This window comes from Sphingomonas sp. CFBP8993 (assembly GCF_034044895.1).
Taxonomy (GTDB): domain Bacteria; phylum Pseudomonadota; class Alphaproteobacteria; order Sphingomonadales; family Sphingomonadaceae; genus Sphingomonas.
On sequence record NZ_JAXCWU010000004.1, the window covers coordinates 26,711 to 47,923 of the forward strand.

Genomic DNA, 21,213 nt, shown 5'->3' on the forward strand with positions numbered 1-21,213 from the left:
GATCGGCACGGAACCGGGGCTCCCGCAAGGGAGAGACGAGAGCCCCGGCCCTTCGGCGTCAGTTCTTCGTGCCGCCGAACGCGGTGTCATGCTGACGCGCACCGTCGAACTTGACGGTCCCGGCCAGCGCCGCGGCATTGGCGCCGAAGAACCGACCGCTCACCGCGCCGCCCGATGCGACGGCGGTTCCCGATCGGGTCGCGACGGCCCCGTTGCCCGTGAAGCTGGTCCCGATGATGCGGGCCGTGCCGATATCGACACCCGCGCCGGTCGCGGTGTTCGCCAGGCTGCCGCGCAGCGTACCGGACGTGCCCGATCCGAAATTGGCGGTGAGCGTGCCGGTCAGCGCGCCCGTATTGCCGTAATCGCTGATCCCCTTGACCGTATAGGTCGCGGTGCCGCTGGTCGGCATGGTCGTGCCGCTGGTGTTGCCGACATAATAGACGGTGTGATCGCCCGCCGTCGCATTGCCGGTCTGCGACCACTCGCCGAACCACAGATCCGCCGAGCCGACCCGCGCGAAACGGAAGTCGCCATAGCTGCTATGATCCTGGGTGTTGCTGCTCGCCATGTTGAGATGGCGCACGCCGTTGAGATCGGGGGCCGCATAAAGGCTCAGTCCCTGGAAATCGACGCGCCGTCCGTTGGTGCCCGGCACCCCGATCCCGGCACGCCCCGCCACATGGGGGCCGCCGTTCACGTCGCTGGCGCCCACCGTCACCTTGCTGGTGTCGCTCGACCCGCCGGCGAATTGGGCCTGAGCCGTGCCGGCGGTCAGGACCGTGGCGAGGCCGGCGAGAAGGATGGTCTTCATCGTGATGGAGGTCATGCTATTACTCCTGCGGTTGTGTGCGCCCGATTGCTTCGGGCGCATCGATCCGGCCCCGCCATCCATGTCCGGCTTTCAGGAAGGATCATGACGGCGGGGTCGAATTCCGGGGTCATCAGAAGCGGCCCGTCAGGCTCAGCCGAACGGTGCGCCCGGGGGCTGGCATCAGCGAACGGGTCAGCGGATCCGCATAATAACGATCGTTGAGGTTGGTCCCGACCAGCTCGGCCGAGAAGCGATTGTCGAACCGGTATCGCACATAGGCGTCGGCCGTGACGATCTCGCCCCAGCTGAACGGCACATTGAGCGAATAGACGTCGAGCTGCTCCTCGCGCGGCAGGTTCGCGATCTTCTCGAACAGCGGATTGTTGTAGCGGCTGTAGTAGGTCAACCGCCCGCCGATCTCGAGCCGCTTGTCGAAGAAGCGTCCGCCCATCGTCCAGTTGACCGTCTGTTCGGGGGTCGCCTGGGTCAGCAGAAAGCCGTCCGGGAAACCATATTTGACGCAATTGGGGATGCTGCCATTCTTGCGATCGGCCAGGGCGGCTGCGCTTTCGTCGCAGACCCGGTTGGTGGTCATGAAGGCCGCGCCAAGCTGGGTGTAGAAGCCGCCGGTGTCGATCCGCGCCTCCGCCTCGATCCCGGCGATCGTCTGTTCCTGGACATTGCTGAACTGGAGATTGGTGGATCGTTCGACCACATCGGTGATGTGGTTGCGGTAGAAGGTCAGCTTGAGGTCGGCACGCTGATCCGCCTGCGTCAGGTGCAACAGACTGCGCAGGTCGCGGACCAGCCCGACCTCATAGAGCCTGGCATGTTCAGGCCGCAGCGGCACGCCGGGGTTGAACGACGACGAGAAGCCCAGCGTGCTCTCGAACATGCTCGGGAAGCGCCACGTCTCGATATAGCGGGCGTAGGCGCGCGTCTGTTCGTCGGCATAGACGGTGGCGGAGAGACTGGGAGCCCAATGGTGGGCCGACCGGCGCGGTGCCGTGATCGGAACGGTCTCAACGATGTCCGACAGACGACAGCTTCCGTCGTTACCCGCGATGCTGTTGATCGCCCCGTTGAGGCAGGGATTGCCCGCGCGGCTGTAACGCCCCTGCGCATCTGGACGCCATGTCGGCCCCTTCTCCTCGAAAGAAATATTGTAGGGGTTGGCCAGGTATTCAGGCAACAACTCGGCAATCAGTGCATCGACCTCTTTCGGATCGACATCGGTCAACAAGCTGCGCCAGTATCGCTTGGCAATATCGGCGCCCGTACCGCTGACATTGAAGAATGATTCATATCCACGAAACATAGTCGAATTTAGGTTGGCATTTCCCTTGGCGATCTGGCTCCGCGCAAAATCGTCCACCGCCCAGTATCCGGCATAGCTCAGTCCCGCGTTCAGCTTCAGGAAGCTGGCGGGCCTCCACTCACCGTCGAGCCGGACGAGGAATTCCTCGCGCCGCCCTGCGCGCGGGAATTGACGCCACCCCTGGAAGCGCGCTGAATCATAGATGTCGCGCGACGCCAGCTTTTCATGCTGCCAATTGCCACTCAGCGTCAGGTCGAAGGTCGAGCCGAACCGCATTCTGTTGCTGGCGTTCAGGCCATAGCGGTTGTTGATCGCATTGGCGCGGGCATTGTCGACGAGGATCGGATCGGCAAAGGTCGCGAAATTCGGCATGCCGCCCGAATTATAGGTGTCGCTCTTGGTATCGGTGGCCCAGAGATTGGCCTTCAGGTCGATCCAGCGGCTGTCCGGCTGCCACTTATATTCCCCATTATAGGCGCGGGCATGCACCTTGCTGAGCGGCCATTGGACATTGCCTTTGTCGATGGGGATGCGCGACGGCATGATCTCTCCGTATCGCGTCACGCTGTCGCGCAAGCTGACCAGCAGATACTGGTCGTCGGCGATGTGCCAGGTCGCCTTCAGCAGCACCGATTCCAGGTCGCTGGAGGTGTTGGGCACCTCGTTGCCCGGCGCGAAGGCCAGCGCCATGCGGCGGATGCGGTTCAGGTTGCGAGCGGGAAGCTGCGTCTGCTCATAATATCCCGGCGCGGACGTGCCGGAAAAATAATCGCCCCGCTCCCGAAAGGCATAGGCGCCGAACAGATCGAGCCCCTCGATCCGAAGCGCCCCGGCGACCCGCACCGCGCGATCACCCAGCGAGAAGACATGATTGTCGTCCCTGGTTCGCGGCACGACCACCAATGAGGGATCGTTCAGCGCGAAGCTGGGCGAGTTTTGCTGGAAGCCCGGCACGGTGCGATAGTCGCGCCCCGTCAGCAGCGTCGGCAGACGCGGAGCCGTCGAATTGTTGCCGCCCTCCAGCCGGACGTCGAGGCCGAAGGTCCGGCCGGGCCGCAGCACGTCGTCGGCGTCAAGCGTGTTGATGACGACCGTGCCGCCCGTCGAACTACGGATATTGCCCTGATCGGTAGGGCCTCGCAGCACTTGGAGCCCGGAGATCAGGTTGGGATCGACATAGGCGCGGTTGCTGGCGCCGTTATAGCCGCGCCAGACGGTCAGCGCCTGTTCGGTCCCGTCGATCACCACCGGCACGCGACCGGGCCCCTGGATGCCGCGAATGCTCGGGTCCAGCGCGCCGCTGTTGCGGGCATCGCCGCTGAGGACGTTGACCAGGCCGGTCAACAGGTCGGACGCCGTGACGCCCTTGTACCGTTCGATCTCGGCGCGATCCTTGTAACCGCTGGCGAAATCGGCGTCGAAGACCGCGTCATGGCCGCGCTCGGCGCGCGTCTTGGCGACATCATGCGGGGCATCCTCGCCGTCCACCTGCAAGGCGTCGGTGACGAGCGGCGCTTTGGTCGCCGTGGCGCGCGCGGGCTGCTTTTGCAGGGTCAGCACGCCGCCCGCCAGCCGCCATTGAAGCCCCGATCCTGCCAGCAGGCGGTCCAGCGCGACCGCGCGATCCATCCGCCCGGCCACGCCGCCCGACCGCAACCCCGCGACCAGGGTGGCGTCGACCCCAAGTTGAAGATGCGCCTGCTGCGCGAACTGGGCCAGCGCGTCGCCCAGCGACTGCGCCGGTATGTTCACGCTGACGGTCACCTGCTGCGCCTGCGCCGCAAGCGGCATCGCCAACATCGGAAACGTCGAGGCGGTCAGTAACAGCGCCCACCCCATCTGCTTCCCGCGAAATGTCTTATACCCCTTCGTCACCTGTACCCCCGATTGGCAAACCAATATTGCTATTGCGTTTCGTTCGCATTCTTAAGGTAGACGATGACGCTTCGAGGTTTTTCGGAACTTTTTTGAGCTTGGGTGGGAAAAGTCCGCTCAGTCGGCGGTGACGATGGTGATCCACGGGGTGATTTGTCGCACCGTGGCCCCATGCGCCCGGCGCATCGCCGTCAGTGCCTGATCGGTATGGCGCAGGTCATAAACGCCTGTCACATGTCGGGCCATCCCCGCCCCGCGCGCCATCAGCAGCCCGCGGTGCCAGGGGCGCAAGGCCGCTACTACGTCGCGCAGCGGTCGATCGGTGACGATCAATTGCCCTTGTGTCCAACTCGCCATGGCAGAGGGTGCCGAGGTCGATGACCGGTAGCGGCCAGCCGCACAGTCGAGCGCTGTCATGTCGCCAGGCCTTAGATCGATGGGGGCGATGACGCCGTCGCGACACGCGGCGCGCACGCCCCCCTCCCGCACGGCGATGCGCAGCCCGTCATCGTCGCGTCGCACTTCGAAGGCGGTGCCAAGATCGGTCGCTTCCGCCTCTCCCGCCAGCACCCGGAATGGATGAGCCGCGTCGTGCCGCACCTGGAAAAAGGCGGTGCCGGACAGCAGTCGTACCTGGCGGGACGGTCCGTCGAGCGCGATCGCGCTACGCGGAGCCAAGGTCACGCGGCTGCCATCGGCGAGGCGCAGGACCCGCATCTGGCCAGTTCCCGTGGTCACGTCCGCGAAGACCAGCGGCAGGAAAGCCCATCCGGCGAACAGCCCGGCGAAACAGGCCGCGATCGCTGCGGGCAGGATGGTCGCCCGTCGTCGGGCGAACCCGATCGGTCGCGCAGACGCCAACGCGCCGGCCTGCCGGATCAGGTCTCGAACATGATCAAGCTCCCGCCAGGCCGCGTCACAGGCCGGCTCCCGTCGCCATCGTTCGAATTCCGCCTGCACCGCATCATCGTCGGGCCGCTCCTGCAACAGGATCATCCAGTCCGCCGCTTCGCGTCGACAGTCGTCGCCGTCATTCATCCCGCCGCCTTTCCTTCGTGGAATAGGGACGAACGGGAATAGGCATTTTTCAGCTTGTTCGTCAGTGTCGGTTCGATCGGAGGCATTTGCGGCAACGCTCGACCCCTTCGCTCACCAAAGTGTGAGCGGTGGTGACCGAAACGCCCAATTCCGCAGCAATCTCGCGCAGGGGTGCGCCGGATAGGCGATGAAGCTCGACGGCGCGGCGCATCCGTGGCGGCATCCGGGCCAATTCCGCCGCGACCAGGGCCAGTTCCTGCCTTGCCATCAAGGCACGGTCGGCATCTTCGGCATAGGGCCCTGGCAGGTCCGGATCGTCGCCGACCTCGCATGCCAACACCGTTTCGCGCCGTTGCCGCTGGCGATATTCGTCCAGCGCCAGATTGCGCACGATCCGGCGCATATAGCCGACCGGCTCGACGATGTCGGTGGCGGCTGCATTTTGCGACAGGCGGATCCAGGCTTCCTGCACCACATCCTCCGCCGACGCCCGATCCCCCGTCATTCGCGCTGCCTCAGCGATGAGCCGTCGGCGCTGACTGGAGAAAAGAACCAGAAGGCGAGCGGGTCGCAGCATCAACGGCCGCCAAGTGTTCCATAGCAAGCCAAGGAGGCCCAACGCCCTCCCGCACCCTGACCCGGCTTCGTGACGATCAGCACGCTCTTCGGATTATCCGTCCCGCCCAGACGACGCCGATGGGCGACAGGCGATGCCGAGACGACCGAAACGTTAATGCGCTGATCCTGCATGCTTCCTCTAGCGTGACATACGTCGCGGCCCCCGAATTCAGGGCCCGAGCCTGCTATTCCGCATGTTACTGCGAGTCAATCTCATTAACTGACACGCTGTTGTGGATGCCAGTATCTCCATCCACTACGTGGCTATCGACGCCGACTGTCGAGATAGATACGGCCGGGATGCGGCCATGCGCAGGCCGGTTACGGGCGAACCGATCGGGCAGCTCAGTTTAGTCGGTTGCGTACGCATCGGTCGCATAAAAGCCGATGAGCACGGAGGCGCGGATGTGATCCGCTTTGGCGGCCTTGTTCGCGATTCGGCGACCGGGATTGTCGACCTCCTTGATGCAACAGGACAAAGCCGCTCGATCGTGCTCGACAGGATCGAATGCTTGTATGGCGGAAGGCTTTACCTCCCTTGCCGCCGCCTACGATAGCGCCGACCTCATCCTGAAAGCCGAAAAGGGTTGAAAGCCGCCGCATTCAACCGACCCACCTGCAGTGTCGCAACCGGACGGTCCTGCCGCCAGTGCCGGCGAGAACCCTACAAAAACGCACTTAACATTTTTGCTATTGATTAGCATTATGGTTGTTTGTAGCCCCTCGAAAAAGAGGGGCCATAATGAAACTGATCGCTTACCTGCTCTGCACTGGCACGTTGGTCGCTGCGACACCAAGCCTTGCGCAACAGGCGACTGCCGCCGCGCAAGACGGTCAACCGGGCGACATCATCGTCACCGGCGAGAAGTCGAACCGGACGCTTCAGGACACCACGACCAGCGTCGCGGTCACGACGCCGGAGCGCATCCGGCAGGAGAATATCCTGACGATCCAGGATATCTACAACCGCACCGCCAATGTCTCGGAAACCTATGGCGCCTCCGGTTTCACCATTCGCGGGATCAACAATCAGGGCGTGGGTGCCGGCGGCAATGCGGACACGGCGACCGTGTACGTGGACGGGGCACCCATTCCCCGTCAGGCGCTGTTCGGCGGCCCCACCGACCTTTGGGACATCGATCAGGTTGAAGTGTTCCGTGGGCCGCAATCCACCATCCAGGGCTTGAACGCGCTGGCCGGCGCGATCGTGCTGACCACGCGCGATGCGTCCGTCACCGACTACAGCGCCGATGGTCGTATTCTGTGGACGGACCGCAACGACCGCACCTTTTCAGCCGCAGCGGGCGGTCCGTTGATCCGCGACGAGCTGGGTATTCGCGTCTCTGCCGAGCATCGGGCCGACCGTGGCCTCATCCGCAACGTGACCCGGGGCGGGTATGACGACAGCCTGCGCTCGCTGAACCTGCGCGGCAAGCTCCACTGGACGCCGCAGGCGCTCCCCGGTCTCGATGTGACGGCAAGCTATAATCGCGTCCGGCGCGATGGCGGCTTCCTCTACGAATATACCAATATCACCACGCCCGACTTCTACGATCACCGCCGCTCGACCAGCGACCAGCCCAATCGCGGTCATGTCCGCTCCGACATCGCGGTGCTGAATGTCGGCTACGAGATCGCCCCTCGCCTGCGCCTGTCGAGCGTCACCTCGTTCAATCGGACGGCCACCCTGGCGCAAACCGACGCGGACGGCACGGCCGCCGATGTGCAGTTCATCAGCAACGACAGCCGTTACCGGACCTGGACGCAGGAACTGCGCCTCAATTACGATGGCGAACGGCTGAGCGGCGTGTTGGGCGCCTGGGCCTATCGGCGCTCCGGCGGGCTCGACGCCAACAACCGCCTGAACATCGCGACGCCCGTCACCACGATCGTCGGACTGTTGCAAGGCGGCGGCTTCCCGGCCGCTGCCGCACGGCAGATCGCAACCGCCTATGCCACCGCGCTGCCGCAGATACCGGTCCGTTACATCGCCGATCAGCCCTTGCTCGTGAGGAACGCCGCGCTGTTTGGTGACGGTCGCCTGCGTGTGACCGATCGCCTCTCGCTGCTTGCTGGCTTTCGCTACGATCATGAGGACAATCGCTACGGCGCGGAAACGATCGCCACCTTCAACGGCACATTGCCCAATCCGGGTGCGTTCGGTGCAGCGGGCACCCCGCTCAACCTGGCGGTGACCGCGATCAATCGCGGCGTGCTCGGCTTGGTCGCGCAGGCGGCATCGGCGCGGGCCAGCAACGCCCGCAGCTTCGACGCCTTCCTGCCGAAGGCCGGCGTCAGCATGGAGTGGACGCCTGACCTGACCACCGCCTTTACCGTCCAGCGCGCCTATCGCTCCGGCGGGTCGAGCCAGAATCCGGCGCGCGCGACGCTGGTCGCCTATGATCCGGAATATAGCTGGAATTACGAGGGATCGCTGCGCTCGCGCTGGTTGGGCGGCAGGCTGACGGTCAATGCCAACATCTTCTACGTCGATTGGAAGGACCAGCAGACGACCGCCTTTTTCGGCCTCAACGCCTATGACTATAATACGGTGAACGCCGGCAAGTCGCACCTCTATGGCGGGGAGCTGGAGGTGCAGGGTCGCCTCAGTCGCATGTTCGACGCCTATGCCTCGGCGGGCTATGTCCGGACCAAATATGACCGTTTCGATCTGCCCGCGGGTTCGACCAGCACGGTCAATCTGGCCGGATCGCAATTCCCCTATGCGCCCCGCTGGACGCTGGCAGCCGGGATCAACGGTCGTGCCGGTGCCATCGTGGGCAACATCAACGCCAATTATCGCAGCGGCGTCTATACCGATGTCGGCACCACGCAGGGCCAGTCGCGCGTCTCGGCGCGCACGGTGGTGAATGCGCGGCTGGGCTATGACGCCGGTCGCTGGACGGTATTCGCCTTTGCCCGGAACCTGCTGGACGAGGATTACCTCCAGTACCGCACCCCGGACGGCAACCGCGCCATCGTCGGCGATCCGCAGACATTCGGTGCCGGTCTGGAACTGCATCTGTGACAGCCCTGGCCGCGCTCGTCGCCGTCATCGGTGGAGTGGCCAGTGCCACGCTGTTGCGGCGCGCATGGGCGGATCGGCAGCGCGAGCGTGTCGGCCTGATCGTAAGCGGTTGGGCGGTGCTCGTCGCCACCGTCCTGCTCGATGCGGTGTGGGTCGGATGGGTCAAGGGTAGCGCGATTGCCGTGGCCGGGATCGGCCTGGCCGCGCTGATCGTCGTGGTCCGGGGGCGAACCGTCCGCGCGGCGCGTGCCGGGCGAAGCGCGAGCCTTGCGCCCGAACCGCTCGAAGGACCATCGAAAGGGTGGCGCGGCTGGCTGAAGGCGCTGCTGGCCGGGCCGCTTGGCATGACCGCGGCTATGGGGATCGCCTTCTGCTACGCGACCTGGGCACCCGGCGACCCGCGGACCCGGATCATCGTCGGCGGCCTGCTGATGCCGGTCGTCTGGGCGCTCGCCATGACCTGGACGCTCGCCGATCAGCGGCTCCTGCGTTCGCTGGCCGTTCTCCTGGGAACAACGGTCGCGGGCTTCACCCTGGCCGCAATGCGGGGCCTGGCATGAAAAACGCCGGCAAACAGGATGCGCCACGAGGCTGGCCATTGTCGCCGGGCACCGTGCGGGCGGTGCTGAGCGGCCACGGCATCCTCGGCTTGGCTTTCGCCGCGATCATCTATCTCGTCTGCCTGACGGGCACGCTGGCCGTCGTCGCCCATGACATAGCGCGCTGGGAACAGCCCGATGCGCCCTCGACCACCATGCTCGTCCCCGGCGCGCTCGACCGGGCCGTCCGATCCGCGCAGGCGAGCGGACCGGCTCATGCCACGCTATACGTCTCGCTGCCCTCGATGGAGGAGGCGGAGGCGAGCATCATCGCCTATACGCCCGCGCTTCACCGCGAATGGGCGGCGGACCGGAACGGCACGCTGACCGAGCGGCGAACGCCCATTGCCGACTTCCTTGTGGACCTGCATGTCGCGCTGCACCTGCCGCGTGCCTGGGGCGGTTTCATCGTCGGGCTGACCGGCGTGGCGCTGCTCTCCTCGCTGATTTCGGGCATCCTTGCGCATCCGCGCATCTTCAAGGATGCCTTCCACCTGCGACGGGGTGGCGCGCGACGGTTGCAGGAAGCGGACATGCACAACCGCCTGGGCATATGGGCGCTGCCATTCCATGTCGCCATCGCATTGACCGGCGCGCTGCTCGGCCTCAGCACGCTGATCGTGGGCGTTCTGGCAATGCTCCTCTACCGGGGCGACACGGCCAAGGTCTACGGGCTGTTCACGGAAGCGCCGCCTGCCGCGAACGCCACGACGGCACCGCTGCCGCCGCTGGAGCCGTTGCTGGCGCAGGCCAGCCATCGAAGCGGTCGCGCCGAACCCATACAGATCATCATCGAGCGTGCGGGACATGCAGACGCGCGCATCACCGTCACCTCCCGACGTGATCGCCTGCTCGTGCCGCAGGATATGACGATCTTCGAGGTGCGGGGCTGGGTCGTGAAGGACCAGCATCCGGCCGACCTGGCGCTCGGCACAAGGATGCTGGGTGGGATCGGCCAGCTTCATTTCGGATGGTTCGGCGGTCTGCCGGTCCGGCTGCTCTACGGCTTGCTGGGGCTGGCGCTCTGCATCGTCACCTCGAGCGGCGTGACGATCTGGCTCGCACGGCGTCGCGATCGGGGCCGCGCCGTACCGCTGTGGGAACGGTTGTGGGCCGGCGTCACATGGGGGCAACCCCTGGCCTTGGCGCTGACGGGGATCACCGGATTGGTCGCTCCCGCGCAAGGCGGCTTTCTGGTCTGGGTCTGGTTGGCAATAACGGCGGGCTCACTGATCATCGCCGGTGCCGCGAAAGGGTTCGATGCGTCGAACGGAGCCGCGCGAGTTCGCCATCTGGCCGCGATCAGCATTCTTGCGCTTGCCTTGGTCTATCTGGTCACCCGCCAGCCGGGCTTGTCGGGGATAGCCGTGGAGCTTGCACTGCTGGCAGGCGCCGGGCTGTTGTTCCGGCATCCGGCTACCAAATACCGGCGGGGAGGACAGACCGCCGGGTAACGGCAGGGTGCTGCACGCCCTGCCCTCTACACCCAAGTTGATGCCCGGTGTCACAACCGGGGGCTGACACGGCATGCAATGCACGGTTCGCCGCGAGTTCACGGGTGTCCGCGTGTCGGGTTTTGGGATCGGCAGCGATGCGCTTCGATCACCGAAACCGCGTCCCACATTCGGCGACAAGGCACCGCGCAAGGCATTCCCGCGTAGCAAGGATGGCAGTGAAGCCAACCGAACTCGCCAAGAGGATTGAGGCCTCGCGCGGTGCTCCAAGGCTTTCCTTGCCGTTCTCCTTCATGCGCCGCACCTGATCCGCCGACAGGCTTCGGCCGTCGCGCGCGCCGTGTTGGCAGGGCCGCCTCAGCCCCGGCGTATCGGTCGTCGTGTCCACCGCTTTCAAAATTTGGAGCCGAGATTTTCGCTACGACCTCACCCGATGCTGCTCGCATATCTTGGTCCTACCAACACTATTCAAACAAGCGAAAGCTACTATGGCTACGATTGAATTATGGTGGTACACTTCGTATAGCTTGGAAATATTGGTTGGACCAAAGCGAGCATGACCTTTTCCTCATGGCGAAACCCCGGCGCGGGCTTGTCCGATGCAGCCTGATACCCCGACCCGCCACAACAGCGGAGTCGTCGACCATCTCGTCCAGGCGATCGAGGCGTTGATCGCGGAAGACCAACTGGCTCCCGGCCAGCGACTCCCCTCCGAACGGGCGCTGGCCGAACGGCTGGGCACCTCGCGCGGGAGCTTGCGGGAGGCGATCCAGCGGTTGAGCGCCCAGGGGCGATTGTCGGTCGGAAAGCGCGGCAGCGTCATCGCCGCCCCGGTCGCCGAACATTGGGCGCAATCGACCATTTCGACGACACTCGCCCCGTTGCTCGCGACCGATGCGGGGTACGCGCGCGATGTGCTGGAGACGCGGATGGGGCTGGAGCGGCAGGCGTCTTATCAGGCGGCGTTGCGCGCATCGCCTGAGGATCACGACCGGATCCGGCGCAGCTTCGACGCCATGCAGGCCAGTCATGCGGGAGGCGATCCGATGGCCGAGGCGGAGGCGGACGCCGCCTTCCACCTGTCGATCGCGCAAGCGTCGCACAACGCCGTGCTCTATGCGGTGATGTCGAGCATGTTCGAGCTGCTGCGCGCCAGCATCTCCGACAGCCTGGCCAAGCTCTACACGGTGCCGGACACTCGCGAACAGCTGGCGGAGCAGCATCGCCGCCTGATGGAGGCGATCCTGGCGGGCGACGCGAACAGCGCCCGCGACGCTTCGGACGACCATATCGGCTTTATTGAGGCGACGATCCGCCGCGTCGACGAGGAGCAGGCCCGCGTGGCGCGCGCCTCGGCCCTGCATTCCTCCCTCCATGCACAGCAGGAGCAAAGGGCGTGATCATTTCTGCTCCCACCGACTTTCGCGAGGCCGCACGGCGTCGCCTGCCCCCTTTCCTGTTCCACTATATCGATGGCGGCGCCAATGCGGAGCATACGCTGCGTCGCAATGTCGAGGACCTGGCGGACATCGCGTTGCGCCAGCGGGTGCTGCGCGATGTGGCCGAGTTGCAGCTCGATACCGCATTGTTCGGGCGGACGCTGGCGATGCCGGTCGTGCTGGCGCCGGTTGGCCTGACCGGCATGTATGCCAGACGCGGCGAGGTCCAGGCGGCGCGCGCCGCCGCGACGGCGGGCGTGCCCTTCACCCTGTCCACCGTCTCGGTCTGCGCGATCGCCGAGGTGCAAGCGGCATCGTCCGCGCCGATCTGGTTCCAGCTTTACGTGCTGAAGGACCGCGGGTTCATGCGCGACGCGCTGGAGCGGGCGCAGGCGGCGGGCGTCGAGACGTTGGTCTTCACGGTCGACATGCCGGTGCCCGGGTCGCGCTATCGCGACCGGCATTCGGGCATGTCGGGTCCCAACGCGGCCTTTCGCCGGATGGTGCAGGCGGCGACCCATCCGCGCTGGGCGTGGGACGTCGGCCTGCGGGGGCGACCGCATGATCTCGGCAATATCTCGGCCTATCGCGGCATGCCGACCGCGCTGGAGGACTATATCGGCTGGCTGGGCGCCAATTTCGATCCGTCGATCGCGTGGCGCGACCTGGAATGGATACGCGACCTCTGGAAGGGCTCGATCGTCATCAAGGGCATCCTGGACCCTGAGGATGCGCGCGACGCGGTGCGGTTCGGCGCGGACGGCATCGTCGTGTCGAACCATGGCGGACGCCAGCTCGACGGCGTGCTGTCCAGTGCCCGTGCGCTGCCCGCCATCGCCGATGCGGTCGGCGGCTCGCTGAAGATCCTTGCGGATTCAGGCATCCGTTCGGGGCTGGACGTGGTGCGGATGATCGCGCTGGGCGCGGATGCGGTCATGATTGGTCGCGCCTTCATCTATGCCCTGGCGGCGCGCGGCGAAGCCGGGGTCGCCGAACTGCTGACGCTGTTCGCCACGGAAATGCGCGTAGCGATGGCGCTGACCGGGGCGAAGTCGATCGCGGACCTCGATCGGGGAGCGTTGGCGGCATGAGCGCCCCGACACGGGATGCGACGCTGATCGACGCGCTGATCGCGATCGTCGGCGCGGCCGAGGTGCTGACCGATCCGGCCCGCACGGCGCGCTTCCGCACCGGCATGCGCTTCGGCAACGGCCCGGTCGCCGCAGTCGTCCGCCCCGCCACGCTGGTCGAGCAATGGCGCGTGTTGCAGGCCTGTATCGCAGCCCACGCGGCGGTCATCATGCAGGCGGCCAATACCGGCCTGACCGGCGGATCGACGCCGGACGGTGACGATTACGGGCGGCCGGTGGTAATCATCAACACGATGCGGATCACCGGATTGCACCTGATCGACGCGGGGCGGCAGGTGATCTGCCTGCCCGGCACGACGCTCTACGATCTGGAGCGCGCACTGGCACCGATCGGGCGCGAGCCGCATTCGGTGATCGGATCGTCCTGCATCGGCGCATCGGTGTTCGGCGGCATCTGCAATAATTCGGGTGGCGCGCTGATCCGGCGCGGGCCGGCCTATACGGAACTGGCGCTGTTCGCGCGGGTCGATGCGGCGGGACGGCTGCATCTGGTCAACCATCTCGGCATCGCGCTGGGCGACGATCCCGAAACCATCCTCGACCGCGTGGAGCGCGGCGACTTCACCGCCGCCGACATCGCGCACGACCCGTCCCGCGCCGCCTCCGACCATCGCTATGCCGAGCATGTCCGCGCGATCGACGCCCCCAGCCCGGCGCGGTTCAACGCCGATCCGGGGCGGCTGTTCGAAGCATCCGGCAGCGCGGGCAAGGTGATGCTGCTCGCGGCCCGGCTCGACACCTTCGCGCGCGAGGCCGACACGGCGGTCTTCTATATCGGCACCAACGACCCCGCCGAGCTGGAGGAGCTGCGCCGCGACATGCTGGGCGGGTTCGCCACCCTGCCCGTGTCCGCCGAATATATGCACCGCGACGCGTTCGACATCGCGGCGGTCTATGGCAAGGATATCTTCCTCGCGATCCGCCATCTGGGGACCGACCGCCTGCCCGCGCTGTTCGCCATGAAGGCACGGGTCGATGCCGTGGCCACCCGACTGCGCGTGCTGCCCCGGCATTTCAGCGACCGGGTCATGCAGGCCGCGTCCCGCCTGTTCCCCAGCCATTTGCCCGCGCGCATGATCGACTATCGCCACCGGTTCGAGCATCATCTGATGCTGCGCACCTCGGGAGACGGCATTGCCGAGACCCGCGCCTATCTGGCCGCGAAATTCCCGAGTGCTACCGGCGAGGTATTCGAGTGCACCGCAGACGAGGGCACCAAGGCCTTTCTCCACCGCTTCGCCGCTGCGGGGGCCGCGATCCGCTATCGCGACATCCATTCCGACACGGTCGAGGATATCGTCGCGCTCGACATCGCACTGCGGCGGGACGATCGCGACTGGTTCGAGACATTGCCGTCGGCGATCGAAGGGCAGATCCTGCGCAAGCTCTATTACGGCCATTTCTTCTGCCATGTGCTGCATCAGGATTATGTCGTGGCCAAGGGGTACGATCCCGTCGCCCTGGAAGAGGCAATGCTGGTGCTGCTCGATGCGCGTGGCGCGGAATATCCGGCCGAGCATAATGTCGGTCATCTCTATCACGCCAAACCGTCGCTGGCCGCGCATTACCGCGCGCTCGACCCCTGCAATTGCATGAACCCCGGGATCGGCAAGACGACCAAGCGCCCCCATTGGGGGGCCTGATCATCACAGTTGCCCGCCTCGAACAGGCCGTCAGCCTGCTGGATACCGCAGCCAGAAGGGCCCGGCGGCGCGCCACCTGACCTTTCCTCGTCACCAAGTGCACGGGGGCAGCGGCTTTTCGATCCAATCGCCTGCCTCTACAGGCGCACTCCCAAACCGATCCCGAACACCAGCGGGTCCAGCGATACGTTGACCCGCTGGCGCCCCAGCGCCGCCGTGTCGAGGCGGGCGTTGGTGTCGATATCGATATACTTGACGTCGAGGTTCAGGAAGACCCGACGGGTAATGTCGACGTCGATGCCCGCCTGCGCCGCCCAGCCTATGCTGTCCTTAAGGTGTACCCTGGTCGGCCCCACCGCCGCCTGCAGCCCGTCCGACGCAGCCTCGTTCCAGAAGATCGTGTAGTTTACGCCCGCCCCGACATAGGGGCGGACGTGCTGCGTCGGCGTGAAATGATATTGCACGGTCAACGTCGGTGGCAGGACCCAGGTGGAGGCGAGCTTGCCGATGCTGCCGGTCGTGCCCCGCACCCCGCTGACCGAATGCTTGGTGGTCGAGGCGATCAGTTCGACGCCGATATGGTCACTTGCCATATAGGTCGCGTCGACTTCCGGCATCACGCTGTCGTCGACCTTCACCGGCTCGCCGGCGAAGCCGGGCAGGATACTGCCCGACCGTTCGTTGGGCGCGACGAGGATGGCGCGGGCGCGGAGCAGTACGTCTCCGCCGCGGATCCCGACCCGAGGGTCGTTCCCCGCGATATCCTGCGCCCATGCCGACGTCCCCATTCCCGTCGCGGCGAGCGCGAGCAGGACGGCGGCGGTTCTGGTAACGATCATCGCTAGTCTCCTGTTGACGTACAGGAGGTCCGGATAGGAAGTCGCTGGCCACGCCGCCTTGACCATCGACAAGCGCCGGTTTGACGACGGTCAAAGGCCCGCGCGCCGCGTCGGGGCACGACACGGCCATGTGGCCCTATCATCCCGATCTGCTCGCCCGGCCCGTGCCGCGCTACACCAGCTATCCCACCGCCGCCGACTTCGGCGACCATGTGGGTCATGCCGACATGGCGGCGGCGCTAGACGCGATAGGCGCGGACGAGATCGTGTCGCTCTATCTGCACATCCCCTATTGCCGGGCGATCTGCTGGTATTGCGGATGCAACACCGGGGCGGCGAACAGGACGGCGCGGCTGGATGCCTATCTCGGGCGGCTGCATGGCGAGATCGATCTGGTCGCCGCCCGGCTGTCGGGGCGCGGAAGGATCGGGCGGATCGCCTTTGGCGGCGGGAGCCCCAATGCGATCCCACCTGCCGCCTTTGCCGCACTGGTCGCCCATCTCCGCGCGGCCTTCGCCAGCGACGATGCGATACTGTCGCTGGAGATCGACCCGCGCGGCTTCGATGCGAATTGGGCGGGCGTCATCGCGGACACCGGCGTCGCGCGGGTCAGCCTGGGCGTTCAGACCTTCGACCCGAGCCTTCAGGCCGCGATCGGCCGTGTACAGCCACGCGACGACATTGTTCGCACCGTAACCCTGCTCCGCGCCGCCGGGGTCGGATCGATCAACTTCGACCTGATGTACGGCCTGCCGGGTCAGGACCATGCGACGCTTGGCGCAACGCTCGACGAGACCATCGCGCTGGCCCCGGAGCGGCTGGCGGTGTTTGGCTATGCGCACGTGCCGCACCTCATCCCGCGCCAGCGCCGCATCGACGCGACCGCGCTTCCCGATGCGACGGCACGCTTCGGCCAAGCGGCGCTGGCGCATGACCGGCTGACGCGCGCAGGCTATCGGGCGGTCGGCTTCGATCACTTCGCGCGAGAGCATGATCCGCTGGCGCGGGCGGCCGCGAACGGAACGCTGCGCCGCAATTTCCAGGGCTTTACCGATGACCCCGCCGATATCGTGATCGGCCTGGGGGCCAGCGCGATCAGCGCTTTTCCCGATCGGCTGCTCCAGAACGCCAAGAATGCGGGCGCATGGCACCAGGCGATCGCCGCCGGTCGGTTCGCGACCGCGCGCGGCATCCATCGCGGTCCGCTGGACCAACGCCGGGGCCAGGCTATTGCGGCTTTGCTGTGCCACGGCGTCGCCAATCTCGACGCCCTGCCGGAACGGGATGCCATTCGCGCGCGGCTTCGTCGCTTCGAGGAGCTGGGGCTGATCGCCTGGGAGGGCACGCGCCTGATGCTGGCGACCGACGCCCTGCCCTATGCCCGCAGCATCGCGGCCGCCTTCGACGCCTGGCGCAACGAGGAGGATACGCGCTTCAGCCATGCCGTCTGACCTGCCGCCATGCTGTGCCGCCTGTGCAGCACGGAGCACGGCCCTGTGCGACGGCCTCGACGATAGGGCCCTCACCGCGCTCCATCATATCGGGCGCCGCCGTCGGTTGCGCGCGGGGCAGGTATTTGGCTGGATCGGCGATCCTCCAAGCCATTGCGCCAATCTCGTCTCGGGCGTGCTCAAAGTGTCTCGCGTGGAGGCGGACGGCGGCGTCCAAATCGTCGGCCTGCTCTACCCCGGCGATTTTGTCGGCACGCTGTTCGCCGATCGCTCCGCCGATACGATCGCGGCGTTGAGCGATGCCGACCTGTGCGTATATCCGCGCCGGGCGCTGGAGGAGATGCTGGTCAGCCACCCCGTGGCCGGGCGATTGCTGCTGCGCCGGACGCTGGAGACGCTGGGCGAGGTGCGCCGCTGGACGCCGATGCTGGTTCGCGCGCGCGCCGACGCGCGAGTGGCCGCGCTGCTGCTCGACATGGCGCGGCGGTGCGGGGTCGACGGCAATGACGTGTTTCGCCTGCCCCTGTCGCGGGGCGCGATGGCGGAGGCGCTGGGGCTGGCGGTCGAAACGGTCAGCCGCCACATGACCGCGTTTCGACAGGACGGTCTGATCGCGCTATCCGGCCTGCGCGGCGTGCGCCTGATCGACAGGATGCGGCTCGCCCATATCGCGGCCTAAATCATCCGCCGCCCATCGCCACGCGGACAAGGCGGTGAGCACGGGGCAATGGCTGACCAGGATCATCCCCTGCCCGGTCCGCCGGAGCCGAGCATCCAGGCGGCGGGCGACCTCGGCCGCGACTTCGGCGTCCAGTCCCGCCCCCGGTTCGTCGAGCAACAGCCAGGGCGCGTCGGCCAGATAGGCACGGGCGAGCGACAGCCGCCGTCGCTCTCCGCCCGACAACCGCGCCCCGTCATCGCCCAGCCATGTGTCGAGCCCATCCGGCAAGGCTCGCACCACCGCCTCCAATGCCGCATCGCCCAGCGCCTGCCACAGGCGATCCTCGCTTGCGTGAGGATCGGCCATCCGCAGATTGTCGCGAACCGTCCCCGCCATCAGCGCGGCATCCTGCGGCGCCCAGGCAAAGGTCGCGCGCAGGATCGCGGGCGCGAGATCGGCGGCATCCCGGCCGTCGATGCCGACCCTGCCGGGCCGCAGCGGACGCAGCCCCAGCAGCCCCTCGACCAGCGTCGTCTTGCCACAGCCCGATGGCCCGGTCAGCGCGATCCGGCTTCCCGGCATGAACCGGTCGCCATGAATGACGAGGATCGACTGGCCGCGCGATCCGATGGCCGGCGGCGCGTCCGCCGCCGCGTCGAATACCACGTCCAGCCGCGCCTCCGCCTCGCGAAGGCGTCCGCTTTCGGTCAACGCCCGCAGGACGGGGGCGATGCCGTCGACGGTCATCGCCGCCGCCAGGGCCGCCAGCGCGGCGATCGGTGCGCCGGCGTCGGACGACAGCATCAGGGCCGAAGCCGCCGCCAAAGCCACGCCGATCGCATGCAACGCCTCGAACCACGCGGCGACCGCGGCCTGCCGGACCTGCGCTTCGGACAGCCGGTCGCCCGTCGCTGCGACGCGCGCCGCCGCCCAGTCCTCCAGCGCGAAGCAGCGCAACTCCGCCGCCGCGCCGCCAAGCATCGCCAGCTCCTCGCGGAGCACGCCGGTCGCCTGTTGCACCTCGCGTCCCGGCTGTTCCAATCGACGTGCGCCATGGCGCGCCAGAGCCCATGTCCCTGCGGCACAGGCCAGCGTCGCCACCATCGCCCACCATCCCCCGAGCAGCGTCAACCCCGCCCCCGACATCACCGCCCCGATGACGCCCCACGGCCCCGACAGGCGAACGAAGCGCCATTCCACCGCATCGACATCGCCGATCAGACGCGCCGTCGCCTCGCCCCGTCCCAGCGCCAATGCGACCGATGGCGGCGCGGCGGTGATCGCGCGGTAAAGCGCAGGCCTCAGCCGGGCGAGCGCGCCAAAGGCTGCGCCATGGCTCGCCAACCGCTCACCATAGCGCGCGCCGGTCCGCACGATCGCCAGCAGGCGGATCGCGGCCGAGGGCAGCATGTAGTTGAATGCCTGCGCCGCGACGATCCCCGCCCCGCCCGCCAGGGCTGCGGCGCTCAGGAACCAGCCCGACAGGGCAAGCAGCAATATGGAGGCGATCGCCACCAATGCGGCACATACGCCCGCCTGCCGCAGGCGACGCCCCTCCCTCCGGCGTTCGGTGGCGATCAGGCGATGAAGCGTCATGCGGCCGGTCCCAGATGAACGATGCGCGTCGCGATGGCGGCGAGCGCCGGGCTGTGGGTGGCGATCAGCGTCGTGCGCCCTTCCGCCGCGCGGGCGATCGTCGCGATCAGCGCGGTTTCGGCACCCGCGTCGAGATGCGCGGTCGGCTCGTCGAGCAGCAGGAACGGTGCGGGGTTCAAAAGGGCGCGGGCCAATGCGATCCGTCGCCGCTCACCCCCCGACAGGCCGCTTCCCCGCGCGTCCAACACGGCGTCCAGCCCGCCCGGGCGTCGGTCGAGCATCGGCATCAGCCCCGCCGCCGCGACCACGCGCCGGACCGCCAGGTCATCCGCCTGGGGGTGGGCCAGCAACAAATTCTCGCGGATCGTGCCCGCGATCAGCAAGGGATGCTGGCCCACCCAACTCGCCTGGCCCGCCAGGGTGGTGAGCGGGACACCCCCCGCCTCGACCGTTCCCGCCGATCGCGGCGCGAGGGCCAGCAGCAGATGCAGCACGCTCGTCTTGCCGCTGCCGGAAGCACCCAGCAGCGCCACCGTCTCGCCCGCCTCGACACAGAAGGACAGGCCGGAGACGGCGGGCGCGTCGCTGCCGGGATAATGGATCGTCACATCCCGCAAGCTCAGGGGCGCCGCCGCCACGACCGGAACCGACCGCACCGGCTCGGCCAGCGGCATCAGCGTGTCGGCGGCCGTCTCGGCACCTTGCCTGTCATGATAGGCGGCGGCCAGGCGGCGCATCGGCGCATAGAATTCGGGCGCGAGGGCCAGCACGAAGAAGGCACGGCCCAGGGTCAGCGTCTCGGGAGCCGCAAAGGGCAGCAGGCCGAGCAGCGAAAAGCCGCAATAGACCGCGACCAGCGCGACCGACAGCGCCGCGAAGAACTCCAGCGCGGCCGACGACAGGAAAGCGACTCGCAACACGCGCATCGTGCGCTCGGCCAGCTCCTGCGCCGCCGCGCCGATCGCATCGGTTTCGCGCTCTTCGGCGCGGAAGGCCAGCACGACGGGCAGGCTGCGCACTCGGTCGGCGAAACGGGCGGACAGGCGGTGCAGGGCGATGAATTGCCGCCGTGACTCGTCCGCCGCCGCGCCACCCGCCAAGATCATCGCCGTCACGAAGGGCAGCAAGGTCGCCGCCAGAATGACGGCCGCGACCCAACTGGCGCAGGCTGTCGCCACAACAACCAGCAACGGCGCGATGGCGGCGGCGCGGCGCGCGGGCAGGAAGCGCGCGACATAGCCATCCAGCGCCTCGACCGCGTCCACCGCCTGCGTCGCCAACAGGCCGCTGTCGATCGGTGTGCCCGCCCGCCGATGGAGCGTGGCCGCGACGACCCGCCGCCGCTGCGCGCGCTTGACCGTACCCGCCTGTGCAGCCCCCTGTCGCGCGGCCAGCATCGCGAACGACCCGCGCAAGGCCCCCATGCCGACCATCAACAAAGCCCAGGGCCACACCGCCCCCTGCCCCGCCACCGCCGCCACGGCGCCCGCAATCCCGGCCGCAAAGCCGATCGCGGCCAGCGTATTGAGCAGCAACAGGCCGACCGCCCCGTCACGGCCCCCGGCCACGTCCTTCAACCAGCGGTTTCGCATCCGGGCGGCCGGGGCGCTTTGGGCGATCGTCGTCATGGCCCGACCGTCGCCGCGACCGGCCGACCCGTCTTTGACCGCGGTCAATGTCGGCGCGGAA

15 protein-coding genes are annotated in these 21,213 nt (G+C 67.1%); 8 read left to right on the forward strand and 7 right to left on the reverse strand.

Translation table 11 applies throughout. From position 1 onward, the window contains the following. Positions 1–58: 58 nt before the first annotated feature. The 4 genes from SOM26_RS09060 to SOM26_RS09075 form a co-directional block, all read right to left on the reverse strand. Positions 59–829, reverse strand: a complete 771-nt coding sequence (locus tag SOM26_RS09060; protein ID WP_320452402.1) for a Slam-dependent surface lipoprotein — start codon at positions 827–829, stop codon at positions 59–61. Positions 830–944: 115 nt separating this feature from the next. Beyond that, positions 945–3,971: a TonB-dependent receptor gene (locus SOM26_RS09065; RefSeq protein WP_320452403.1), complete on the reverse strand. Its 3,027-nt coding sequence runs from the start codon at positions 3,969–3,971 to the stop codon at positions 945–947. Positions 3,972–4,124: 153 nt separating this feature from the next. Beyond that, entirely contained in the window at positions 4,125–5,045 is a 921-nt protein-coding gene (locus SOM26_RS09070; RefSeq protein WP_320452404.1) for a FecR family protein, read from the reverse strand. Between the two features lie 61 nt (positions 5,046–5,106). Beyond that, positions 5,107–5,622 (reverse strand): sigma-70 family RNA polymerase sigma factor, encoded by a 516-nt coding sequence (locus SOM26_RS09075; protein WP_320452405.1) that lies wholly within the window; start codon positions 5,620–5,622, stop codon positions 5,107–5,109. A gap of 783 nt (positions 5,623–6,405) precedes the next feature. On the opposite strand from SOM26_RS09075, the gene SOM26_RS09080 reads away from it, so the two are divergent. The 6 genes from SOM26_RS09080 (at position 6,406) to dld (ending at position 14,977) form a co-directional block, all read left to right on the forward strand. Beyond that, positions 6,406–8,691: a TonB-dependent receptor gene (locus SOM26_RS09080; RefSeq protein WP_320452406.1), complete on the forward strand. Its 2,286-nt coding sequence runs from the start codon at positions 6,406–6,408 to the stop codon at positions 8,689–8,691. Next, the gene (locus SOM26_RS09085; RefSeq protein ID WP_320452407.1) at positions 8,688–9,251 is read left to right on the forward strand and encodes a hypothetical protein; all 564 of its coding nucleotides are present in this window, start codon (positions 8,688–8,690) and stop codon (positions 9,249–9,251) included. Before SOM26_RS09080 ends, SOM26_RS09085 begins: the two co-directional genes overlap by 4 nt. After that, positions 9,248–10,744 carry a PepSY-associated TM helix domain-containing protein gene (locus SOM26_RS09090; protein ID WP_320452408.1) on the forward strand — a complete coding sequence of 499 codons (1,497 nt, stop codon included), beginning with the start codon at positions 9,248–9,250 and terminating at the stop codon, positions 10,742–10,744. The genes SOM26_RS09085 and SOM26_RS09090 overlap by 4 nt, the downstream gene beginning before the upstream one ends. 599 nt (positions 10,745–11,343) lie before the next feature. Continuing rightward, on the forward strand, positions 11,344–12,144 hold the full coding sequence (locus SOM26_RS09095; RefSeq protein ID WP_320452409.1) for an FCD domain-containing protein: 801 nt from the start codon (positions 11,344–11,346) through the stop codon (positions 12,142–12,144). Further along, the gene (gene lldD, locus SOM26_RS09100; RefSeq protein WP_320452410.1) at positions 12,141–13,274 is read left to right on the forward strand and encodes an FMN-dependent L-lactate dehydrogenase LldD; all 1,134 of its coding nucleotides are present in this window, start codon (positions 12,141–12,143) and stop codon (positions 13,272–13,274) included. Before SOM26_RS09095 ends, lldD begins: the two co-directional genes overlap by 4 nt. After that, entirely contained in the window at positions 13,271–14,977 is a 1,707-nt protein-coding gene (gene dld / locus SOM26_RS09105) for a D-lactate dehydrogenase (protein ID WP_320452411.1), read from the forward strand. Before lldD ends, dld begins: the two co-directional genes overlap by 4 nt. 137 nt (positions 14,978–15,114) lie before the next feature. On the opposite strand, the gene SOM26_RS09110 is transcribed toward dld, so the two are convergent. Then, the gene (locus tag SOM26_RS09110) at positions 15,115–15,816 is read right to left on the reverse strand and encodes an OmpW/AlkL family protein (RefSeq protein WP_320452412.1); all 702 of its coding nucleotides are present in this window, start codon (positions 15,814–15,816) and stop codon (positions 15,115–15,117) included. Between the two features lie 128 nt (positions 15,817–15,944). Here SOM26_RS09110 and SOM26_RS09115 point away from each other — a divergent pair, with 128 nt between their 5' ends. Both SOM26_RS09115 and SOM26_RS09120 read left to right on the forward strand, forming a co-directional pair. Continuing rightward, positions 15,945–17,267 (forward strand): radical SAM protein, encoded by a 1,323-nt coding sequence (locus SOM26_RS09115; RefSeq protein ID WP_320452769.1) that lies wholly within the window; start codon positions 15,945–15,947, stop codon positions 17,265–17,267. Next, complete coding sequence (locus SOM26_RS09120) at positions 17,257–17,946, forward strand: Crp/Fnr family transcriptional regulator (RefSeq protein ID WP_320452413.1); 690 nt, start codon at positions 17,257–17,259, stop codon at positions 17,944–17,946. Before SOM26_RS09115 ends, SOM26_RS09120 begins: the two co-directional genes overlap by 11 nt. On the opposite strand, the gene SOM26_RS09125 is transcribed toward SOM26_RS09120, so the two are convergent. Together SOM26_RS09125 and cydD are read right to left on the reverse strand one after the other, a co-directional pair. Next, on the reverse strand, positions 17,884–19,524 hold the full coding sequence (locus tag SOM26_RS09125) for an amino acid ABC transporter ATP-binding/permease protein (RefSeq protein WP_320452414.1): 1,641 nt from the start codon (positions 19,522–19,524) through the stop codon (positions 17,884–17,886). The genes SOM26_RS09120 and SOM26_RS09125 overlap by 63 nt on opposite strands. Continuing rightward, positions 19,521–21,152, reverse strand: a complete 1,632-nt coding sequence (gene cydD / locus SOM26_RS09130) for a thiol reductant ABC exporter subunit CydD (RefSeq protein ID WP_320452415.1) — start codon at positions 21,150–21,152, stop codon at positions 19,521–19,523. Before cydD ends, SOM26_RS09125 begins: the two co-directional genes overlap by 4 nt. Positions 21,153–21,213 lie beyond the last annotated feature (61 nt).